Here is a 15,635-nt window from a genome sequence, read left to right on the forward strand (position 1 = left end):
TTTTCCTAATGACGAGCAGCACCGAGGCCCAGGCCCCTCGTACCACCCCGCAGGTGGCGGTCAACGACATCGGTTCCGAGGAAGCCTTCCTCGCCGCGATCGACGAAACGATCAAGTACTTCAACGACGGCGACATCGTCGACGGCGTCATCGTGAAGGTCGACCGTGACGAGGTCCTCCTCGACATCGGTTACAAGACCGAGGGTGTCATCCCTTCGCGTGAGCTTTCGATCAAGCACGACGTCGACCCCAACGAGGTCGTCGCCGTGGGCGACGAGATCGAGGCCCTGGTCCTCCAGAAGGAGGACAAGGAGGGTCGCCTGATCCTGTCCAAGAAGCGCGCCCAGTACGAGCGCGCCTGGGGCACGATCGAGAAGATCAAGGAAGAGGACGGCATCGTCACCGGTACCGTCATCGAGGTCGTCAAGGGTGGTCTCATCCTCGACATCGGCCTCCGGGGCTTCCTCCCTGCGTCGCTGGTCGAGATGCGCCGTGTCCGCGACCTCCAGCCGTACGTCGGCAAGGAGCTCGAGGCCAAGATCATCGAGCTGGACAAGAACCGCAACAACGTGGTCCTGTCCCGCCGCGCCTGGCTGGAGCAGACCCAGAGCGAGGTCCGCCAGACCTTCCTCACCACCCTGCAGAAGGGTCAGGTGCGCTCCGGCGTCGTCTCCTCCATCGTCAACTTCGGTGCCTTCGTGGACCTGGGTGGCGTGGACGGCCTCGTGCACGTCTCCGAGCTGTCCTGGAAGCACATCGACCACCCCTCCGAGGTCGTCGAGGTCGGCCAGGAGGTCACGGTCGAGGTCCTGGACGTCGACATGGACCGCGAGCGTGTCTCCCTGTCGCTGAAGGCGACCCAGGAAGACCCGTGGCAGCAGTTCGCCCGTACGCACCAGATCGGCCAGGTCGTCCCCGGCAAGGTCACCAAGCTGGTGCCGTTCGGTGCGTTCGTCCGCGTGGACGAGGGCATCGAGGGTCTGGTCCACATCTCCGAGCTGGCCGAGCGCCACGTGGAGATCCCGGAGCAGGTCGTCCAGGTCAACGACGAGATCTTCGTCAAGGTCATCGACATCGACCTCGAGCGCCGTCGCATCAGCCTCTCGCTGAAGCAGGCCAACGAGTCCTTCGGTGCCGACCCGGCCTCGGTCGAGTTCGACCCGACCCTGTACGGCATGGCCGCGTCCTACGACGACCAGGGCAACTACATCTACCCCGAGGGCTTCGACCCCGAGGCCAACGACTGGCTCGAGGGCTACGAGACCCAGCGGGAGGCGTGGGAGCACCAGTACGCCGAGGCGCAGTCCCGCTTCGAGCAGCACCAGGCCCAGGTCATCAAGTCCCGCGAGGCCGACGCCGAGGCTGCGGCCGAGGCCGGCCAGGCCGCTCCGGCGGCCGGCCCCGCCGGTGGCTCGTACTCCTCGGAGTCCGGCGACACCTCGGGCGCGCTCGCGTCGGACGAGGCGCTCGCCGCGCTCCGCGAGAAGCTGGCCGGCGGCCAGAGCTGATCGCGGGGGCTCCGGCCCCGGGTACATCGGAACGGCCCGTTCCCCTCTGGGGGAGCGGGTCGTTCCGCGTTCCGGGGCGCGTTCGTGGGAATGCGGGGGGTTCGTCCTTCGTTGGAACAGAAGTTGATCAGAACGAAAGAAGGGTGCACGGTGCTGGATCCCCAGGGGCTGTACGCATACGAGCCGGGCGGGGCAGAGGCCGTCGACGAGGCGTTCGGCGAGACCGGGCCCGTGCTGCTGTACCACTTCGACGGGTACATCGACGCAGGGGAGACCGGCGCCCAGGTCGTCGAGGAGCTGCTGGAGCGCCAGGAGCACCGGGTGGTGGCGCGTTTCGACGCCGACCGGCTGGTGGACTACCGGGCCCGGCGTCCGCTGATGACGTTCAAGCGCGATCACTGGACGGCGTACGACGCGCCGGAGATCGCGCTGCGGCTGGTGCGCGACAGCACGGGTGCCCCCTTCCTGCTGCTGTCGGGCCAGGAGCCGGACGTGGAGTGGGAGCGGTTCGCGGCAGCGGTCGTGCAGATCGTGGAGCGGCTGGGGGTGCGGCTGGCGTTCAACTTCCACGGCATCCCGATGGGTGTCCCGCACACCCGGCCGGTGGGGCTGACGCCGCACGGCAACCGGCTGGACCTGATGCCGGGTCACCGCAGCTGGTTCGACGAGGCGCAGGTGCCGGGCAGCGCGGAGTCGCTGATCGAGCTGCGGCTCGCGGAGTCCGGCCGTGACGTGCTGGGCATCGCCGCGCATGTGCCGCACTACCTGGCGCGTTCCGGGTACCCGGACTCGGCGCTGGCGGTGGTCGAGACGCTGACGGCGGCGACAGGGCTGGTGCTGCCGCAGGTGGCGCACGCGCTGCGGACCGAGTCGCACACCGTCCGGGCGGAGATCGACCGCCAGGTCGAGGAGGGCGACGCGGAGTTGGTGTCGGTCGTGCGCGGGCTGGAGAACCAGTACGACGCGCTGGCCGGCGGACAGACGCGGGACAACCTCATCGCCGAGCCGGTGGACCTGCCGTCGGCGGACGATCTGGCGGCGGAGTTCGAGCGCTTCCTGGCCGACCGCGAGGACGACGGCGCCTGACCGGTGGTCGGCGACCGGGCGCTGCCCGGACCCGGCTCGTCCGGGGCGGGGGGCGGCGGTAGTCTCGCGCCATGGTCACTGTGGGGCTGACGGGCGGGATCGGGGCGGGCAAGAGCGAGGTGTCGCGGCTGCTGTCCTCGTACGGGGCGGTGCTGATCGACGCCGATCGCATCGCGCGGGAGGTCGTGGAGCCGGGAACGCCCGGTCTGGCGGCGGTCGTCGCCGAGTTCGGCGAGGGCGTGCTGACCGCGGACGGCGGCCTGGACCGGCCCGGTCTCGGTGCCATTGTCTTCTCCGACCCCGAGCGGCTGCGGGCGCTCAACGCGATCGTGCATCCCCTGGTCCGGGAGCGGTCGGCCGCGCTGGAGGCGAGTGCCGGGCCCGGGGACGTCGTGGTCAACGACGTGCCCCTGCTGGCGGAGAACAAGCTGGCCCCGCTGTACGACGTGGTCGTGGTCGTGGACGCCGCCCCGGACACGCAGGTGGACCGGCTGGTGCGGCTGCGCGGGATGACCGAGGACGAGGCGCGGGCGCGCATGGCGGCCCAGGCGGACCGCGAGGAGCGGCTGGCGATCGCCGATGTGGTGATCGACAACGACGGCCCGCTGGAGGCGCTGGAGCCTCAGGTCCGGCGGCTGTGGGAGCAGTTGCGTCACCAACCTCAAAACATCGTCAAAAGCTGATCCGGCACCCCCTCCGGCGGCGTCCGAAGAGCAGTAGCTTCGCTGCACTCGTGGACGGAAGGGGACGGGGATGGAAGGCGTTTCGGCCGTGCTCACGGTGATTGCCGTGGTGCTGGTCCTGGTGGGGCTCAAGAGCGGGTTCCGCGTGATCAAGCAGTACGAGCGGGGTGTGGTCTACCGCCTGGGGCGGGTGCGGGAGAAGCCCAAGCAGCCGGGGCCGCGCATGCTCGTGCCGCTGGTCGACCGGATGACCAAGGTCAACATGCAGGTGGTCACCATGCCGGTGCCCTCGCAGGAGGGCATCACCCGGGACAACGTGTCGGTGCGGGTGGACGCGGTGCTGTACTTCCGGGTCGTGGACCCGGTCAAGGCGACGGTGCATGTGCAGAACTACCAGTTCGCGATGTTGCAGGTCGCGCAGACCTCGCTGCGGTCGGTGATCGGCAAGAGCGAGCTGGACGACCTGCTGTCGGGCCGCGAGGCGATTCACGAGGGTCTGGAACTGCTGCTGGCCACCCCCGCCGTCGAATGGGGCATCCACATCGACCGGGTGGAGATCAAGGACGTGGCCCTGCCGGAGTCGATGAAGCGGTCCATGGCCCGGCAGGCCGAGGCCGACCGGGAGCGGCGTGCCCGCATTATCACCGCCGACGGTGAACTCCAGGCTTCGGAGAAGCTCGCCCAGGCGGCGCAGGCGATGGACCGGACGCCCGCAGCGATGCAGCTGCGGCTGCTGCAGACCGTCGTGGAGGTGGCGGCGGAGAAGAACTCCACGCTGGTCATGCCCTTCCCGGTGGAGATGCTGCGGTTCTTCGAGCGCGCGTCGGGTGCCGACCAGCCGCGGCCGCAGGAGACTGCCGTGCCCGCCGCGCCGGACACGCCCGCCGCGCCGGCCGCCGAGGCCGGCGGGGTCGCCCCGGCGGCGCTGGAGGTGCCGCAGCAACCGGTGGAGCCCGCGGCGCTGGAGAAGGGACACCCGCTCGCGGAGGATGCGTGAGCCGCCGGCGCCGCGGGGTCGTGCCGGATCCTGGGGGGGAATGCATATGCGAGTGGTGATGTTGGGTAGTTGTGAGCCATTGAATGCCCGGGGAAGGAGGCGGCTGTGCCCGAGCAGAGCCCCGAGAACCACGTGATCGACTTCCGCGCGGCGGAGAAGCTCCTGGAGGCGCGGGACGCGCGCGGGGCGGTCAAGCTGCTGGACTCGGTCATCGCCGTGCACCCGGAGAACACCGCCGCCCGTCTGCTGAGGGCGCGGGCGTTCTTCCTGGCCGCCCAGCTGCGCCCGGCCGAGCTGGAGTTCCAGGTGGTCCTGGAGCGCGAGCCGGACAACGCGTTCGCGCACTTCGCGCTCGGCCGCACCCTGGAGCGGGCGGGCCGCGACGGTGAGGCTCGACGGCATTTCCGGCTCGCCGCGGCCCTCGACCCCAAGCCGGACTATCTGCAGGCAGCCCGGTTCCCCGACTCCGCCTGAGCGGAGCGGGGACCGCCGCCGGGCCCCGGCTCCGGGGCTCCGGCACGGCTCCCCGAGGCGAGGTCACCCGGCGGTGTCCGCCTCGATCGCGGATATCAGCGCGGTCAGGGCCCCGGCGACCCGGTCGAGTCCGGCATGAGGAGCGCCGCCGGGCTCCTCCATGTAGACGTCCCGCCGGATCTCGACCATCAGCGCGGACACCCCGGGCGTTTCCCGGTAGTGCTTCAACGGCACATAGGTGCCGGAGAACGGCGAGTCCAGCCCGACGTCACCGCAGTCGGCGAACGCCTCGCGCGCTGCGGCCGTCAGCCACGGCGGGGTGTGGAAGGCGTCGGTGCCCAGGCACACCGCGGGCCGGGGCCCGTCGCCGTGCAGCTCGTAGGGCAGCGGTGCGCTCGGGTAGGAGTGCACGTCGATGACGACGGCCCGGCCCGCGGCGTCCAGCCGGTCCTGCACGGCGGCGGTCATCGCCGCGGCGTAGGGGTGGAACCAGGTGTCCAGCAGCACCTGTTCGTGTAAGGCGTCGTCCTCGCGCAGTGGCGCCTGCTGGGAGGTGCGGGTGTAGACCGCGCCCATGCCGACGGCGCGCATCTCCTCGCGTTCGTCCGGGAACCGCTCGGGATCGACGACCAGCCGGGACAAGTGGTTGACGAAGCGCCAGGCACCGGTCCCGGCGGCGGCCCGCGCTGCCAGGAGGGCGGTGTGGGAGTCCGTCATGCGGTCGAGTTCCGCCGCCAGTTGGGCGTCGTCGAGCAGGATGCGCTCACGGACCTGGGCGGGCACCGCGCGGGCGCCGTGCGGTACGTGCAGCAGCACCGGCGAACCGGGTGCCCCCTGCTCGACGCGGAAGGGTTCCCTCTCGTGCGTGTCCATGCTGCCGTCCCCCTCCTGCCGAACTGTCGAACTGCCGAACCGGCCTGTCCGTCGCGCGCCCGTCAGAACAGCGGCTCGGGCAGGACGCCCTCTCTCGCCAGCAGCGAGCGCTTGATGTCCAGCATCCGCAGGCCGCCGCCGAAGCCCCCGATCCCGCCGTCGCTCTCCAGCACGCGATGGCAGGGGACGACGACCGGCAGCGGGTTGGAGCCCATGGCCACCCCGACCGCGCGGGCCGCGCCGGGCTCCCCGACGCGGTTGGCCAGGTCCTGGTAGCCGACGACGCTGCCGAACGGCACGCCTCCCGCCAGTTCGCGCAGCACGGTGCGGTGGAAGCCGGCGCTCAGCGACCAGTCCAGTTCGAGGGTGAACGCCCGCAGGGTGCCCCGGAAGTAGGCCTCGACCTGCTCCACGGCCTCGCGCAGCCGGTCGCCCGCCGGGCCGCCGGGCAAATGCTCGGGCGTGGCGCCGAGCCGGGACGCGAGCCGTTCCAGAGCGGCGGCGGTGGTCGCCTCGTCGGCCCGGAAGACGACGTGGACCAGGCCCTTCTCGGTGGCGGCCAGCAGCAGCGGCCCGACGGCGGTGTCCGCCACCGTCCAGGCCACCGTGCGGGTCGGGGTCTCGGGATTCGTCACGTCCACCAGCCTAGGCGGGGGCACCGACAACGGGCCGCGGACCGTTGCCGGCGCCCCGGAGGAGGCGGCACCGGCGTCGGCAACTCCGCGCCGCGCGGCCACTCGCGAGGGTGGCGGTTCTCGACAGGTCTGTCACAGCAGGTAGTCGAGTGACCACAGTGGGGGATGGGGCTCGCATGACGCGTAACGACTACTCCGCGGCCCTCCGCAAACTCGCCCGCGAGCAGGACCGGGTGGCCACCGTCGCCCAGCTCGCCGAAGCCGGCGTGCCGCAGCGCCTGGTGCGTGAGCGCTGCCGCCCCGGCGGCAGGTGGCAGCGGCCGCTGCCCCGGGTCGCGGTGCTGCACTCCGGTCCTCTCAGCGCCGCCCAGCGGTGCCGGGCGGCCCTGGCGTTCGCCGGGCACCCGCTGACCCGCGCCATGATCACCGGGGCGGCGGCGCTGCGGCTGCACGGGGTCGCCGCCGCGGCGTTCCCGCCGGGGCTTCCGGTGGTCGACGTCCTCGTGCCCAGTGACCGGCGCATCCGCACCCACACCTGGGTACGGGTCCATCACGCACGGGCGCTGCCGGCGCCCGATCTCGTGGACGGCGTGCCCCTGGCCCCCGTGGTGCGGGCGGCGGCCGACGGACTGCGGGAGTCCATCGACCCGGAGTGGGCACGCGACGTCGTGCAGGAACTGGTCGTGGTGATGGGCGTACCGGCGGGCATAGTGGCCGCCGAACTGGGCGCGGCGGTGCTGGGCCGCCGTCCGGCCGTGGCCGCGCTCCTGGAGTCGCTCGCGACGGAGACCCGGGCACCCGCCCCCGCCGTGGGTCCCCTGGCGCGCGCCCTGGTGGCCAGGTCCGGTCTGCGGCAGCCGCTGTGGCGTCCCACGCTCCACCTGGACGGCGCCTTCCTCGGCTCGCCGGACGCCTATTGGGCACGCGACGGTCTCGTGCTCGACCTCGGCCCCGGCGGCGGGCGGGCCCGGTGGGAGGCGCTGGGCCTGCGGGTGCTGCGGGTGGCCCCGGCCGCGCTCGCGCGCGCCCCGGGCGAGGTGGTCGCCGCCCTGCGGGCCGCGCTGGAAGGCGGTCCGTACGGGCCGCTGGAGCGGATCACGGCGCTTCCGGGGGCGATCTGAGGCGGGCGGGGTGACCGTGGGGTTTCGGCGCGATGAAGTCCGCGCGACGTGGCAGCGCGGACACCGTCCGTGACCTACCGTGAGTGCCGCGCGGACCGAAGCACGGGGGCCAGCCGGCAAGGGGGAGGGTGCCGTGGGCGGCACGTACGGAACGGTCAACGGGTTCACCTACGGGTGGGCCACTCCGCTGGCGGGCTACGTGATGGCCTGTCTGGGCGCGGGTCTCGGGCTGCGCTGCATCACACGCGCACTGGCGATGCACCCCTCGCGGCGGGCCGGCTGGCTCGCGCTCGGGGCCGCGGCCATCGGCTCGGGCATCTGGACCATGCACTTCATCGCGATGATGGGCTTCACCATCGGCGGGGTACCCGTCTCCTACGACCTGGTGACGACGTTCGCGAGCCTGCTGCTCGCCGTGCTCGTCGTCGGCGTCGGGGTCCTCGCCGTCGGGTATTTGGGCCGCGCCGTTCCCGTGCTCCTGGCGGGCGGCGTCGTCATGGGCCTGGGCATCGCCGGCATGCACTACCTGGGCATGCGGGGCATGCGGCTCCACGCCGCGCTGGAGTACTCCACGCCGACGGTGGCCCTGGCCGTCGGCGTCGCGGTGGTCGCCGCGACGGTCGCCCTGTGGTGCGCGGTGACCATCCGCGGCCTGTACGGGGGGCTCGTCGCGAGCCTGATCCTCGGGCTCGCCATGACCTGCATGCACTACATCGGCATGGCGTCGGTGACCGTGCACCTGCTGAACGGCCCCCGGGAGCCGGGCGGGGCGGGTCCCGCCGCGCTCGCCCCGGTGCTGATCGGGCCGGTGGTGTTCCTCCTCCTGGCGGGCGTGGTCGTGGCGCTGGACCCGCCCGCCCCCGACCCTTACGTCCCCGACCGGGGCGACCGGCCCGACGGGCCCACTGCGGCGCGGCCCGGCCGTCCGGCCCCGGCCCCCGCCTCACGCGCCGCCCATGCCTCCCGGGTGCGCGAGCGCCCGGGCGAACGCCATTGAGCGCTGTCCGACACCACTGCAGCGGTCGGAGACGGCCTCCATGGTGCCGCCCGCCGCGGCCGCGCACCCGCGGTCGCGGTCGGCGGACCACATGGACAGCCCGCCCAGTCCCTTCCGCCGTGCGAACGCGGACAGTTGGGCGGCGTCCTGGAGGGTGAAGACCTCGCCCTCGATGTCGTTGACGCCGATCATCGGGGTCACCTCCAGGGTCCGCCAGGCGTCGGCGTCCGACAGGCCCAGCAGCGACTTGACCTGCGCTTGGGCGGCGGTGGCGGCGCGGATCGCGTAGGCGCCCATGTCCCCGGTGTACTCGGGCCCGTAGTCCATCGCCATGATGTTGACGGCGCCGACGTCCACGCCCTCGCGCGCGGCCGCGGCCACCACCGCGTCGGCCCCGTCCGCGAGGCCCGAGGGCATGGCGGGCAGCGTGAACGAGACCGTGAGGGGGCGGCCGGCGGCCTTGGCCCGCCCCTGCAACCGGGCGACGGCGCGCGCCCGGCGCGTGGTGGCGGAGGCGTCGGCCAGGGCGGCGCCCTCGATGTCGAAGTCCACCCGGGTCAGGTCGTACCGGTCGATCACCGAGGCGTACGCGGCGGCCAGTTCGCCGGTGCTGCCGCAGGCGCTCGCCAGTTCCGTGCCGTCCGCACCGCCGAAGGACACCCGCAGGGTGCCGCCCGCGGCGCGCAGGGCGGCAAGGCGGGTCGCCAGGGGGCCGTGGTCGATCCCGTCGCGGCCGTCCCAGGCAGGCGCGCATCCGCCGCGCGCGGTGACGAAGCCGAGCGTGAAGCCGTCCACGCCGCTGTGCCGGACGGCCGCCGCCATGTTGTAGACCGAGGTCTGCGACGCGTCCACGTACGGCAGGAACGTCACGTGCGCCGCCTTGACCGGTTCCGTCGCGCCGCCGGTCCTGTCGGGTGCCGCACCCCGGAATAGGTGGGCGGCCCCCGCGGCCACGCAGGCCGCCGCGAGGCCGGCGATCAGAACGGTCGTACGGCGTTTCATGCCGGAGAGGCTATCGGCGCCGGGTCATTCGTTCGGGGCTTTTCGGCGGCATGTGCGAAATCCCCGCATTTCCTTTCTGTGATCGCCGGTGAGTGTTTCTGATAATCGATCGGCGGAAATTGTCGGCGGGATTTCCGGCAAGGTGGCCCCCGGTGCCGGACGCGTGCCACGGTCCGCTCCGCGACCGGCGCGGGCCCGGTTGTCAGTGGGGGGTCGTACCGTGGACCCATGCGGCCCGTATCAGACATCGAACGCAGTGTGGCGCCCTTCGAGGTCGTCAGCCCCTTCCAGCCCAGCGGCGACCAGCCGGCGGCCATCGACGACCTCGAGCGGCGCATCCGCGCCGGCGAGAACGACGTCGTCCTGCTCGGCGCCACCGGCACGGGAAAGTCGGCCAGCACGGCCTGGATGATCGAGCGGCTGCAGCGTCCGACCCTGGTCATGGCGCCCAACAAGACCCTGGCCGCCCAGCTCGCCAACGAATTCCGCGAACTGCTGCCGAACAACGCGGTCGAGTACTTCGTGTCGTACTACGACTACTACCAGCCCGAGGCGTACGTCCCGCAGACGGACACCTACATCGAGAAGGACTCCTCCATCAACGAGGAGGTCGAGCGGCTGCGCCATTCGGCGACCAATTCCCTGCTGACCCGCAGGGACGTCGTCGTGGTCGCCTCGGTGTCCTGCATCTACGGCCTCGGCACGCCCCAGGAGTACATCGACCGCATGGTCCGCCTCCGGGTCGGCCAGGAGATCGACCGCGACGCGCTGCTGCGCAAGTTCGTCGACATCCAGTACGCGCGCAACGACGTGGCGTTCGCCCGCGGCACCTTCCGCGTGCGCGGCGACACCATCGAGATCTTCCCGGTCTACGAGGAGCTCGCCGTCCGCATCGAGATGTTCGGCGACGAGATCGAGGCCCTGTACACGCTGCACCCGCTCACCGGCGAGATCATCACCGAGGACGAGCAGATGTACGTCTTCCCGGCCACCCACTACGTCGCCGGTCCCGAGCGCATGGAGCGCGCCATCGCCGGCATCGAGAAGGAACTCGGCGAGCAGCTGGCGGTCATGGAGAAGCAGGGCAAGCTGCTGGAGGCCCAGCGGCTGCGGATGCGCACCACGTACGACATCGAGATGATGCGGCAGATCGGCACCTGCTCCGGCATCGAGAACTACTCGCGGCACATCGACGGCCGCGAGACGGGTTCGGCGCCCGACACCCTCATCGACTACTTCCCCGAGGACTTCCTGCTCGTCATCGACGAGTCGCACGTCACCGTGCCGCAGATCGGCGCCATGTACGAGGGCGACGCCTCCCGCAAGCGCACCCTGGTCGACCACGGCTTCCGGCTGCCCTCCGCGCTCGACAACCGCCCGCTGAAGTGGGAGGAGTTTCTCGGGCGCGTCGGCCAGACCGTCTACCTGTCGGCCACCCCGGGCCCGTACGAGCTGTCCCGCGGCGAGGGCGTCGTCGAGCAGATCATCCGCCCGACCGGCCTGGTCGACCCCGAGGTGATCGTCAAGCCCACCAAGGGGCAGATCGACGACCTGGTGCACGAGATCCGGGTGCGCGCCGAGCGCGACGAGCGCGTCCTGGTCACCACCCTCACCAAGAAGATGTCCGAGGACCTCACCGACTACATGCTGGAACTCGGCATCCAGGTGCGCTATCTGCACAGCGACATCGACACCCTGCGCCGTGTGGAGCTCCTGCGCGAGCTGCGCGCGGGCGAGTTCGACGTCCTGGTCGGCATCAACCTGCTGCGCGAGGGTCTGGACCTGCCCGAGGTGTCGCTGGTGGCGATCCTCGACGCGGACAAGGAGGGCTTCCTGCGGTCGGGCACCTCGCTGATCCAGACCATCGGCCGCGCGGCCCGCAATGTCTCGGGCCAGGTGCACATGTACGCCGACAAGATCACCCCGGCCATGGAGAAGGCCATCGACGAGACCAACCGGCGCCGGGCCAAGCAGATCGCGTACAACGAGGAGCGGGGCATCGACCCGCAGCCGCTGCGCAAGAAGATCGCCGGCATCATGGACTCCTTCGCCCGCGAGGACGCCGACACCGAGGAGCTGCTGGGCTCCGGCCGGCAGCGCTCGCGCGGCAAGGCGCCCGTTCCGGGGCTGTCCGGCAAGGCCGGTGGCAAGCGCGCCGACAAGAGCCTGCCGGCGGCCGAACTGGCCGAGCTCATCGGTGAGCTGACCGACCAGATGCACACGGCCGCCGCGGACCTGCAGTTCGAGGTCGCGGCCCGACTGCGCGACGAGGTGGGCGAGTTGAAGAAGGAGCTGCGGCAGATGCGGGAGGCCGGTGTGGCCTGACGCCTTTTCCCCTCGCGCACCGCGGTTGCCGAACCGCGGTGCGCCGGGCGCGCGTCTACCCATAGGGTGCGGAGCAACCGTACGTCGGCACACTGGGTGAGAGGGGACTGCGCGTGACGGTCAACATGACCAAGGGTCAGAAGATCAGCCTGCAGAAGACGGACGGGGGGACCCTCACGTCGGTGCGCATGGGGCTCGGCTGGCAGGCGGCCCCGCGCCGCGGCCTGTTCGGCTCCCGCACCCGGGAGATCGACCTCGACGCCTCCGCCGTGCTCTTCGCCGACAAGCAGCCGGTGGACGTGGTGTTCTTCCGGCACCTCGTCAGCGACGACGGCTCGGTCCGGCACACCGGCGACAACCTGGTCGGCGGCGCCGGCCAGGGAGGCGACGACGAGTCCATCCTGGTCGACCTGGCGCGGGTGCCCGTGCACGTCGACCAGATCGTCTTCACGGTCAACTCCTTCACCGGGCAGAGCTTCCAGGAGGTGCAGAACGCCTTCTGCCGGCTGGTCGACGAGACCAACGGGCAGGAGCTGGCCCGCTACACCCTCACCGGTGGCGGCGCCTACACCGCGCAGATCATGGCGAAGGTGCAGCGCAGCGGCGCGGCCTGGTCGATGACCGCCATCGGCACCCCGGCCAACGGCCGCACCTTCCAGGACCTCATCCCGGCGATCCTGCCGGCGCTCTAGCCGGGCAGAGCACAGCAGGCACAAGGGGGCTCGGGCATGACCGCCGAACTGGTCCACGGACAGAACCATCCGCTCCCCGGCACCCGGGTCGAGATCCGGGTGTCGGCGGGCACGGCGGTGGTGCCCGGTGTCTCCCTGGGCGACGGGCAGGGCAGGGTGAGCGGGCCCGAAAGCGTCGCCCTGCCCGGCTCCGGTGCCCTGCCGGGCATCGCGATATCCTCCGGCCCGGGCGCCGAGCAGCGGCTCACCGCCGACCTGGACGCGGTCCCGGCGGCCGTGGAGCGGGTGCACATCCTGCTGGCGCTGCCCGCCGTGCCGGGCGTGCCGACCCGGTTCGGGGCCTGCGCCGCGCCCCACCTCGCCCTCCTCGCCCCCGGCGGCGCCGAGATCGCGAGCTTCACCGTCACCGGGCTCGGCAGCGAGTCCGCCATCGTCGCCCTGGAGCTGTACCGCCGCCAGGGCGCCTGGAAAGTCCGTGCTCTCGGCCAGGGCTATGCGGGTGGGCTCCCCGAACTCCTCCGCGACCAGGGGCTCACCGCGACCGACGCGGACCGTCTGACCGCCGCCCTGACCGCGCCGGCCGACGTGCCCGCAGCCGCGTCCGTCCCGCCGCAGCCCCAGGACCGCGTCCCGCCCAGGGACCGGCCCCGGCCGGACGGCCCTGCCGCGGCCCGGCACACCGCGGCGAGCACGGCTCCGCCGCCCGTGCCCCCGGTGCCGCCGACACCTCCGTCCGCCGCCACGACGCCCCCGGCACCCGTCGCGGGCGACGCCGCCGGCTGGACGATGGAGGAGCGCCTGTACAACCAGGTCTGGGGCATGTTCGAGGACTTGGCCCGCGCGATCGCCGCCTACCGCAGCGCCGTCGACTTCGCCGAGACCCGGCTCGACCAGGAGCTCGACGCCGTCCTCGCCGATCCGCGCACCCGCGTCGGCCCCGCCGCCGAGGCCGCCCGCGACCAGGCCAGGGCCCGCCAGGCCGAACTGGTCGACCGGGCCCGCGCCGTCCTGGACGGGGACCTGGCCCAACTGGCCGCGGAACGCGACGTGGTCGAGCCCGCCCTCCCGCCGCCCTTCGCGGGCTGGGAGAGCCCGGTGTGGCACGGCTGGACGACGCCCACCGAGCCCCCCATCGCGGTCCGCCTCGGCGACCTGCATCTGCCCGAGCGGCCCGAGCTGCGCATCCCCATGCTGGTGCGGCTCCCGCTGGAGCGGGGCCTGTGGGTCGACAGCGCGCAGGAGCGCCGTACGGCCGTGGACGTGGCTGTCGCCCTCGCCGCGCGGCTGCTCGCCTCCCATCCGGTGGGTGAGTTCGCCGTCCATGTGGTGGACCCGGCCGGATCGGCCGCCCGGGCGCTGGCCCCCTTCACCGACTCCGGCGCGCTGCGCGAACGGCCCGCCACCGGAGCCGCCGGGGTCGCCGCGCTGCTCGCCCGGCTGACGCAGCGCGTCGACCTGGTGCAGATGGCGCTGGACGCGGGCGGCCCGGTGCGCCTGCCGGCCGGTCTTGATCCGGCCCGGCAGCTGCTGGTCGTCAACGACTTCCCGTACGGCTTCGACGACCGGACCCTCACCCAGCTGCGCTACCTGGCCGACGAGGGTCCCCGGGTCGGCGTCCACCTCCTGCTGGTCGCCGACCGTGAGGACGCCCGGGAGTACGGCCCCGTCCTGGATCCCCTGTGGCCCTCGCTGCTGCGGCTGACGCCGGTGCCCGACGACCATCTGGCCGACCCGTGGGTCGGCCACGCCTGGACGTACGAACCCCCGCTGGCCCCGCCCGGCAGCCAGGTGGTGCCGAGAGTCCTGCGCCAGGTCGCGGCGGCCCGGCAGACCTACGACCGGGGCCGCCGCTGAGCGGCCGGCCTCCCGCCGGGGCGGCCGGTCACCGGTCCCCGGCAGCGCCCCTCCCCACCCACCTGATTGACCATCACTTTACTATCTTTACCTTTCCTTGGGATTTCATGTACTGTTCTTTACGCGGAGGGGAGTACTCCTGACGCGGTGCACCCGTCAGCACGGGAAAGAACAGCCCCGGGGCACCGGCCCGAGCGCGAGGTGCCCGGGTGGAGGAGACCTCCGGCAGCGATCACGCTGACAATTGCCAGCCCATCTGCCGGAGGCATCGCATGGATGTGTCCTTGAACCTCTGGGTGCTGACCATCGCCGGTCTCAGCGTCCTCATCGCCATCGACTTCTTCATCGGGCGCAAGCCCCATGACGTGTCGATCAAGGAGGCGGGGATCTGGACCGTCGTCTGGATCACCCTGGCCGCCCTCTTCGGCCTCGGCCTCCTGCTCTTCGCCGGGGGGCAGCCCGCGGGCGAGTTCTTCGCCGGTTTCATCACCGAGAAGTCGCTGAGTGTCGACAACCTCTTCGTCTTCGTCCTGATCATGGCGAAGTTCTCGGTGCCCACCCAGTACCAGCAGCGCGTCCTGCTGATCGGCGTGCTGATCGCGCTGGTGCTGCGCGCGGGCTTCATCGCCGCCGGAGCGGCGATCATCGCCAACTTCGCCTGGATCTTCTACCTCTTCGGCGCCTTCCTGATCTGGACCGCCTGGAAGCTGATCCAGGAGGCCCGCGCCGGGGAGCAGGACGAGGAGTTCGAGGAGAACCGGCTGCTCAAGGCCGCCGAACGCCGCTTCGGTGTCGCCGACCGCTACCACGGCACCAAGCTGTTCATCCAGAAGAACGGCAAGCGGATCATGACCCCGATGCTGGTGGTCATGCTGGCGATCGGCACCACCGACGTCCTGTTCGCGCTGGACTCCATCCCCGCGATCTTCGGCCTCACCCAGGACCCGTACATCGTCTTCACCGCGAACGCGTTCGCGCTGATGGGCCTTCGGCAGCTGTACTTCCTCATCGGCGGCCTGCTGAGGAAGCTGGTGCACCTGTCCTACGGCCTGTCGGTCATCCTCGGCTTCATCGGCGTCAAGCTGGTGCTGCACGCGCTGCACGAGTCCGGTGTGCACGTGCCCGAGATCAGCATCCCGTTCTCCCTCGGCTTCATCGTCCTCGTCCTCGCCGTCACCACCGTGACGAGCCTGAGGGCGTCCCGGAAGCAGGCCGAGTCGCAGGAGCCCCTGCGCAGCGACGAGGAACGGCACGTCGACGCCTGACCCCGCCCCGGGTCCGGCAGCAGGGGGGCTCAACCCGTGCGGGGTCCGCGGCCGGCGGCCGCGCGCCGCGCGTCCGCGGGCGAGCACGCGTCGTCGGCGATCCAGCCGCCCAGCACCTCGCGC

14 protein-coding genes are annotated in these 15,635 nt (G+C 72.0%); 11 read left to right on the forward strand and 3 right to left on the reverse strand.

The features are described from left to right. Nucleotides 1-8 precede the first annotated feature (8 nt). The 5 genes from rpsA to ABZ883_RS31445 all read left to right on the forward strand — a co-directional run bounded on the left by rpsA (nucleotide 9) and on the right by ABZ883_RS31445 (nucleotide 4,748). Nucleotides 9-1,508: a 30S ribosomal protein S1 gene (gene rpsA, locus ABZ883_RS31425; protein ID WP_360912122.1), complete on the forward strand. Its 1,500-nt coding sequence runs from the start codon at nucleotides 9-11 to the stop codon at nucleotides 1,506-1,508. Nucleotides 1,509-1,658: 150 nt separating this feature from the next. Further along, complete coding sequence (locus tag ABZ883_RS31430; protein ID WP_360912124.1) at nucleotides 1,659-2,594, forward strand: PAC2 family protein; 936 nt, start codon at nucleotides 1,659-1,661, stop codon at nucleotides 2,592-2,594. Nucleotides 2,595-2,665: 71 nt separating this feature from the next. Next, entirely contained in the window at nucleotides 2,666-3,277 is a 612-nt protein-coding gene (gene coaE / locus ABZ883_RS31435) for a dephospho-CoA kinase (protein WP_360912126.1), read from the forward strand. A 70-nt stretch (nucleotides 3,278-3,347) separates the two neighbouring features. Then, nucleotides 3,348-4,274: a slipin family protein gene (locus ABZ883_RS31440; protein WP_360912129.1), complete on the forward strand. Its 927-nt coding sequence runs from the start codon at nucleotides 3,348-3,350 to the stop codon at nucleotides 4,272-4,274. Between the two features lie 105 nt (nucleotides 4,275-4,379). Continuing rightward, nucleotides 4,380-4,748: a tetratricopeptide repeat protein gene (locus tag ABZ883_RS31445; RefSeq protein ID WP_319661161.1), complete on the forward strand. Its 369-nt coding sequence runs from the start codon at nucleotides 4,380-4,382 to the stop codon at nucleotides 4,746-4,748. Between the two features lie 63 nt (nucleotides 4,749-4,811). Here ABZ883_RS31445 and ABZ883_RS31450 read toward each other — a convergent pair whose 3' ends face one another. Together ABZ883_RS31450 and ABZ883_RS31455 are read right to left on the reverse strand one after the other, a co-directional pair. Then, nucleotides 4,812-5,621, reverse strand: a complete 810-nt coding sequence (locus tag ABZ883_RS31450; RefSeq protein WP_360912132.1) for an N-formylglutamate amidohydrolase — start codon at nucleotides 5,619-5,621, stop codon at nucleotides 4,812-4,814. 62 nt (nucleotides 5,622-5,683) lie between these two features. After that, nucleotides 5,684-6,256, reverse strand: a complete 573-nt coding sequence (locus ABZ883_RS31455) for a methylated-DNA--[protein]-cysteine S-methyltransferase (protein WP_360912133.1) — start codon at nucleotides 6,254-6,256, stop codon at nucleotides 5,684-5,686. A gap of 176 nt (nucleotides 6,257-6,432) precedes the next feature. Between ABZ883_RS31455 and ABZ883_RS31460 the strand changes: the two genes are divergently transcribed. Further along, a complete protein-coding gene (locus ABZ883_RS31460) occupies nucleotides 6,433-7,377 on the forward strand; it encodes a hypothetical protein (protein ID WP_360912135.1) in 945 nt (314 codons plus the stop codon). 133 nt (nucleotides 7,378-7,510) lie between these two features. Next, complete coding sequence (locus ABZ883_RS31465; protein WP_360912137.1) at nucleotides 7,511-8,374, forward strand: MHYT domain-containing protein; 864 nt, start codon at nucleotides 7,511-7,513, stop codon at nucleotides 8,372-8,374. On the opposite strand, the gene ABZ883_RS31470 is transcribed toward ABZ883_RS31465, so the two are convergent. Next, nucleotides 8,321-9,376, reverse strand: a complete 1,056-nt coding sequence (locus ABZ883_RS31470) for a chitinase (RefSeq protein ID WP_360912139.1) — start codon at nucleotides 9,374-9,376, stop codon at nucleotides 8,321-8,323. The two genes, ABZ883_RS31465 and ABZ883_RS31470, sit on opposite strands and share 54 nt — an antisense overlap. 228 nt (nucleotides 9,377-9,604) lie before the next feature. On the opposite strand from ABZ883_RS31470, the gene uvrB reads away from it, so the two are divergent. The 4 genes from uvrB to ABZ883_RS31490 all read left to right on the forward strand — a co-directional run bounded on the left by uvrB (nucleotide 9,605) and on the right by ABZ883_RS31490 (nucleotide 15,512). Beyond that, nucleotides 9,605-11,701: an excinuclease ABC subunit UvrB gene (gene uvrB, locus ABZ883_RS31475; protein ID WP_360912141.1), complete on the forward strand. Its 2,097-nt coding sequence runs from the start codon at nucleotides 9,605-9,607 to the stop codon at nucleotides 11,699-11,701. Between the two features lie 113 nt (nucleotides 11,702-11,814). Next, on the forward strand, nucleotides 11,815-12,393 hold the full coding sequence (locus ABZ883_RS31480) for a TerD family protein (protein WP_360912143.1): 579 nt from the start codon (nucleotides 11,815-11,817) through the stop codon (nucleotides 12,391-12,393). Between the two features lie 36 nt (nucleotides 12,394-12,429). Then, nucleotides 12,430-14,247: a TerD family protein gene (locus ABZ883_RS31485; RefSeq protein ID WP_360912146.1), complete on the forward strand. Its 1,818-nt coding sequence runs from the start codon at nucleotides 12,430-12,432 to the stop codon at nucleotides 14,245-14,247. A 272-nt stretch (nucleotides 14,248-14,519) separates the two neighbouring features. After that, a complete protein-coding gene (locus ABZ883_RS31490) occupies nucleotides 14,520-15,512 on the forward strand; it encodes a TerC family protein (protein WP_360912148.1) in 993 nt (330 codons plus the stop codon). The last annotated feature ends 123 nt before the right edge of the window (nucleotides 15,513-15,635 follow it).

This window comes from Streptomyces sp. NPDC046977, assembly GCF_040644455.1.
Lineage (GTDB): Bacteria > Actinomycetota > Actinomycetes > Streptomycetales > Streptomycetaceae > Actinacidiphila.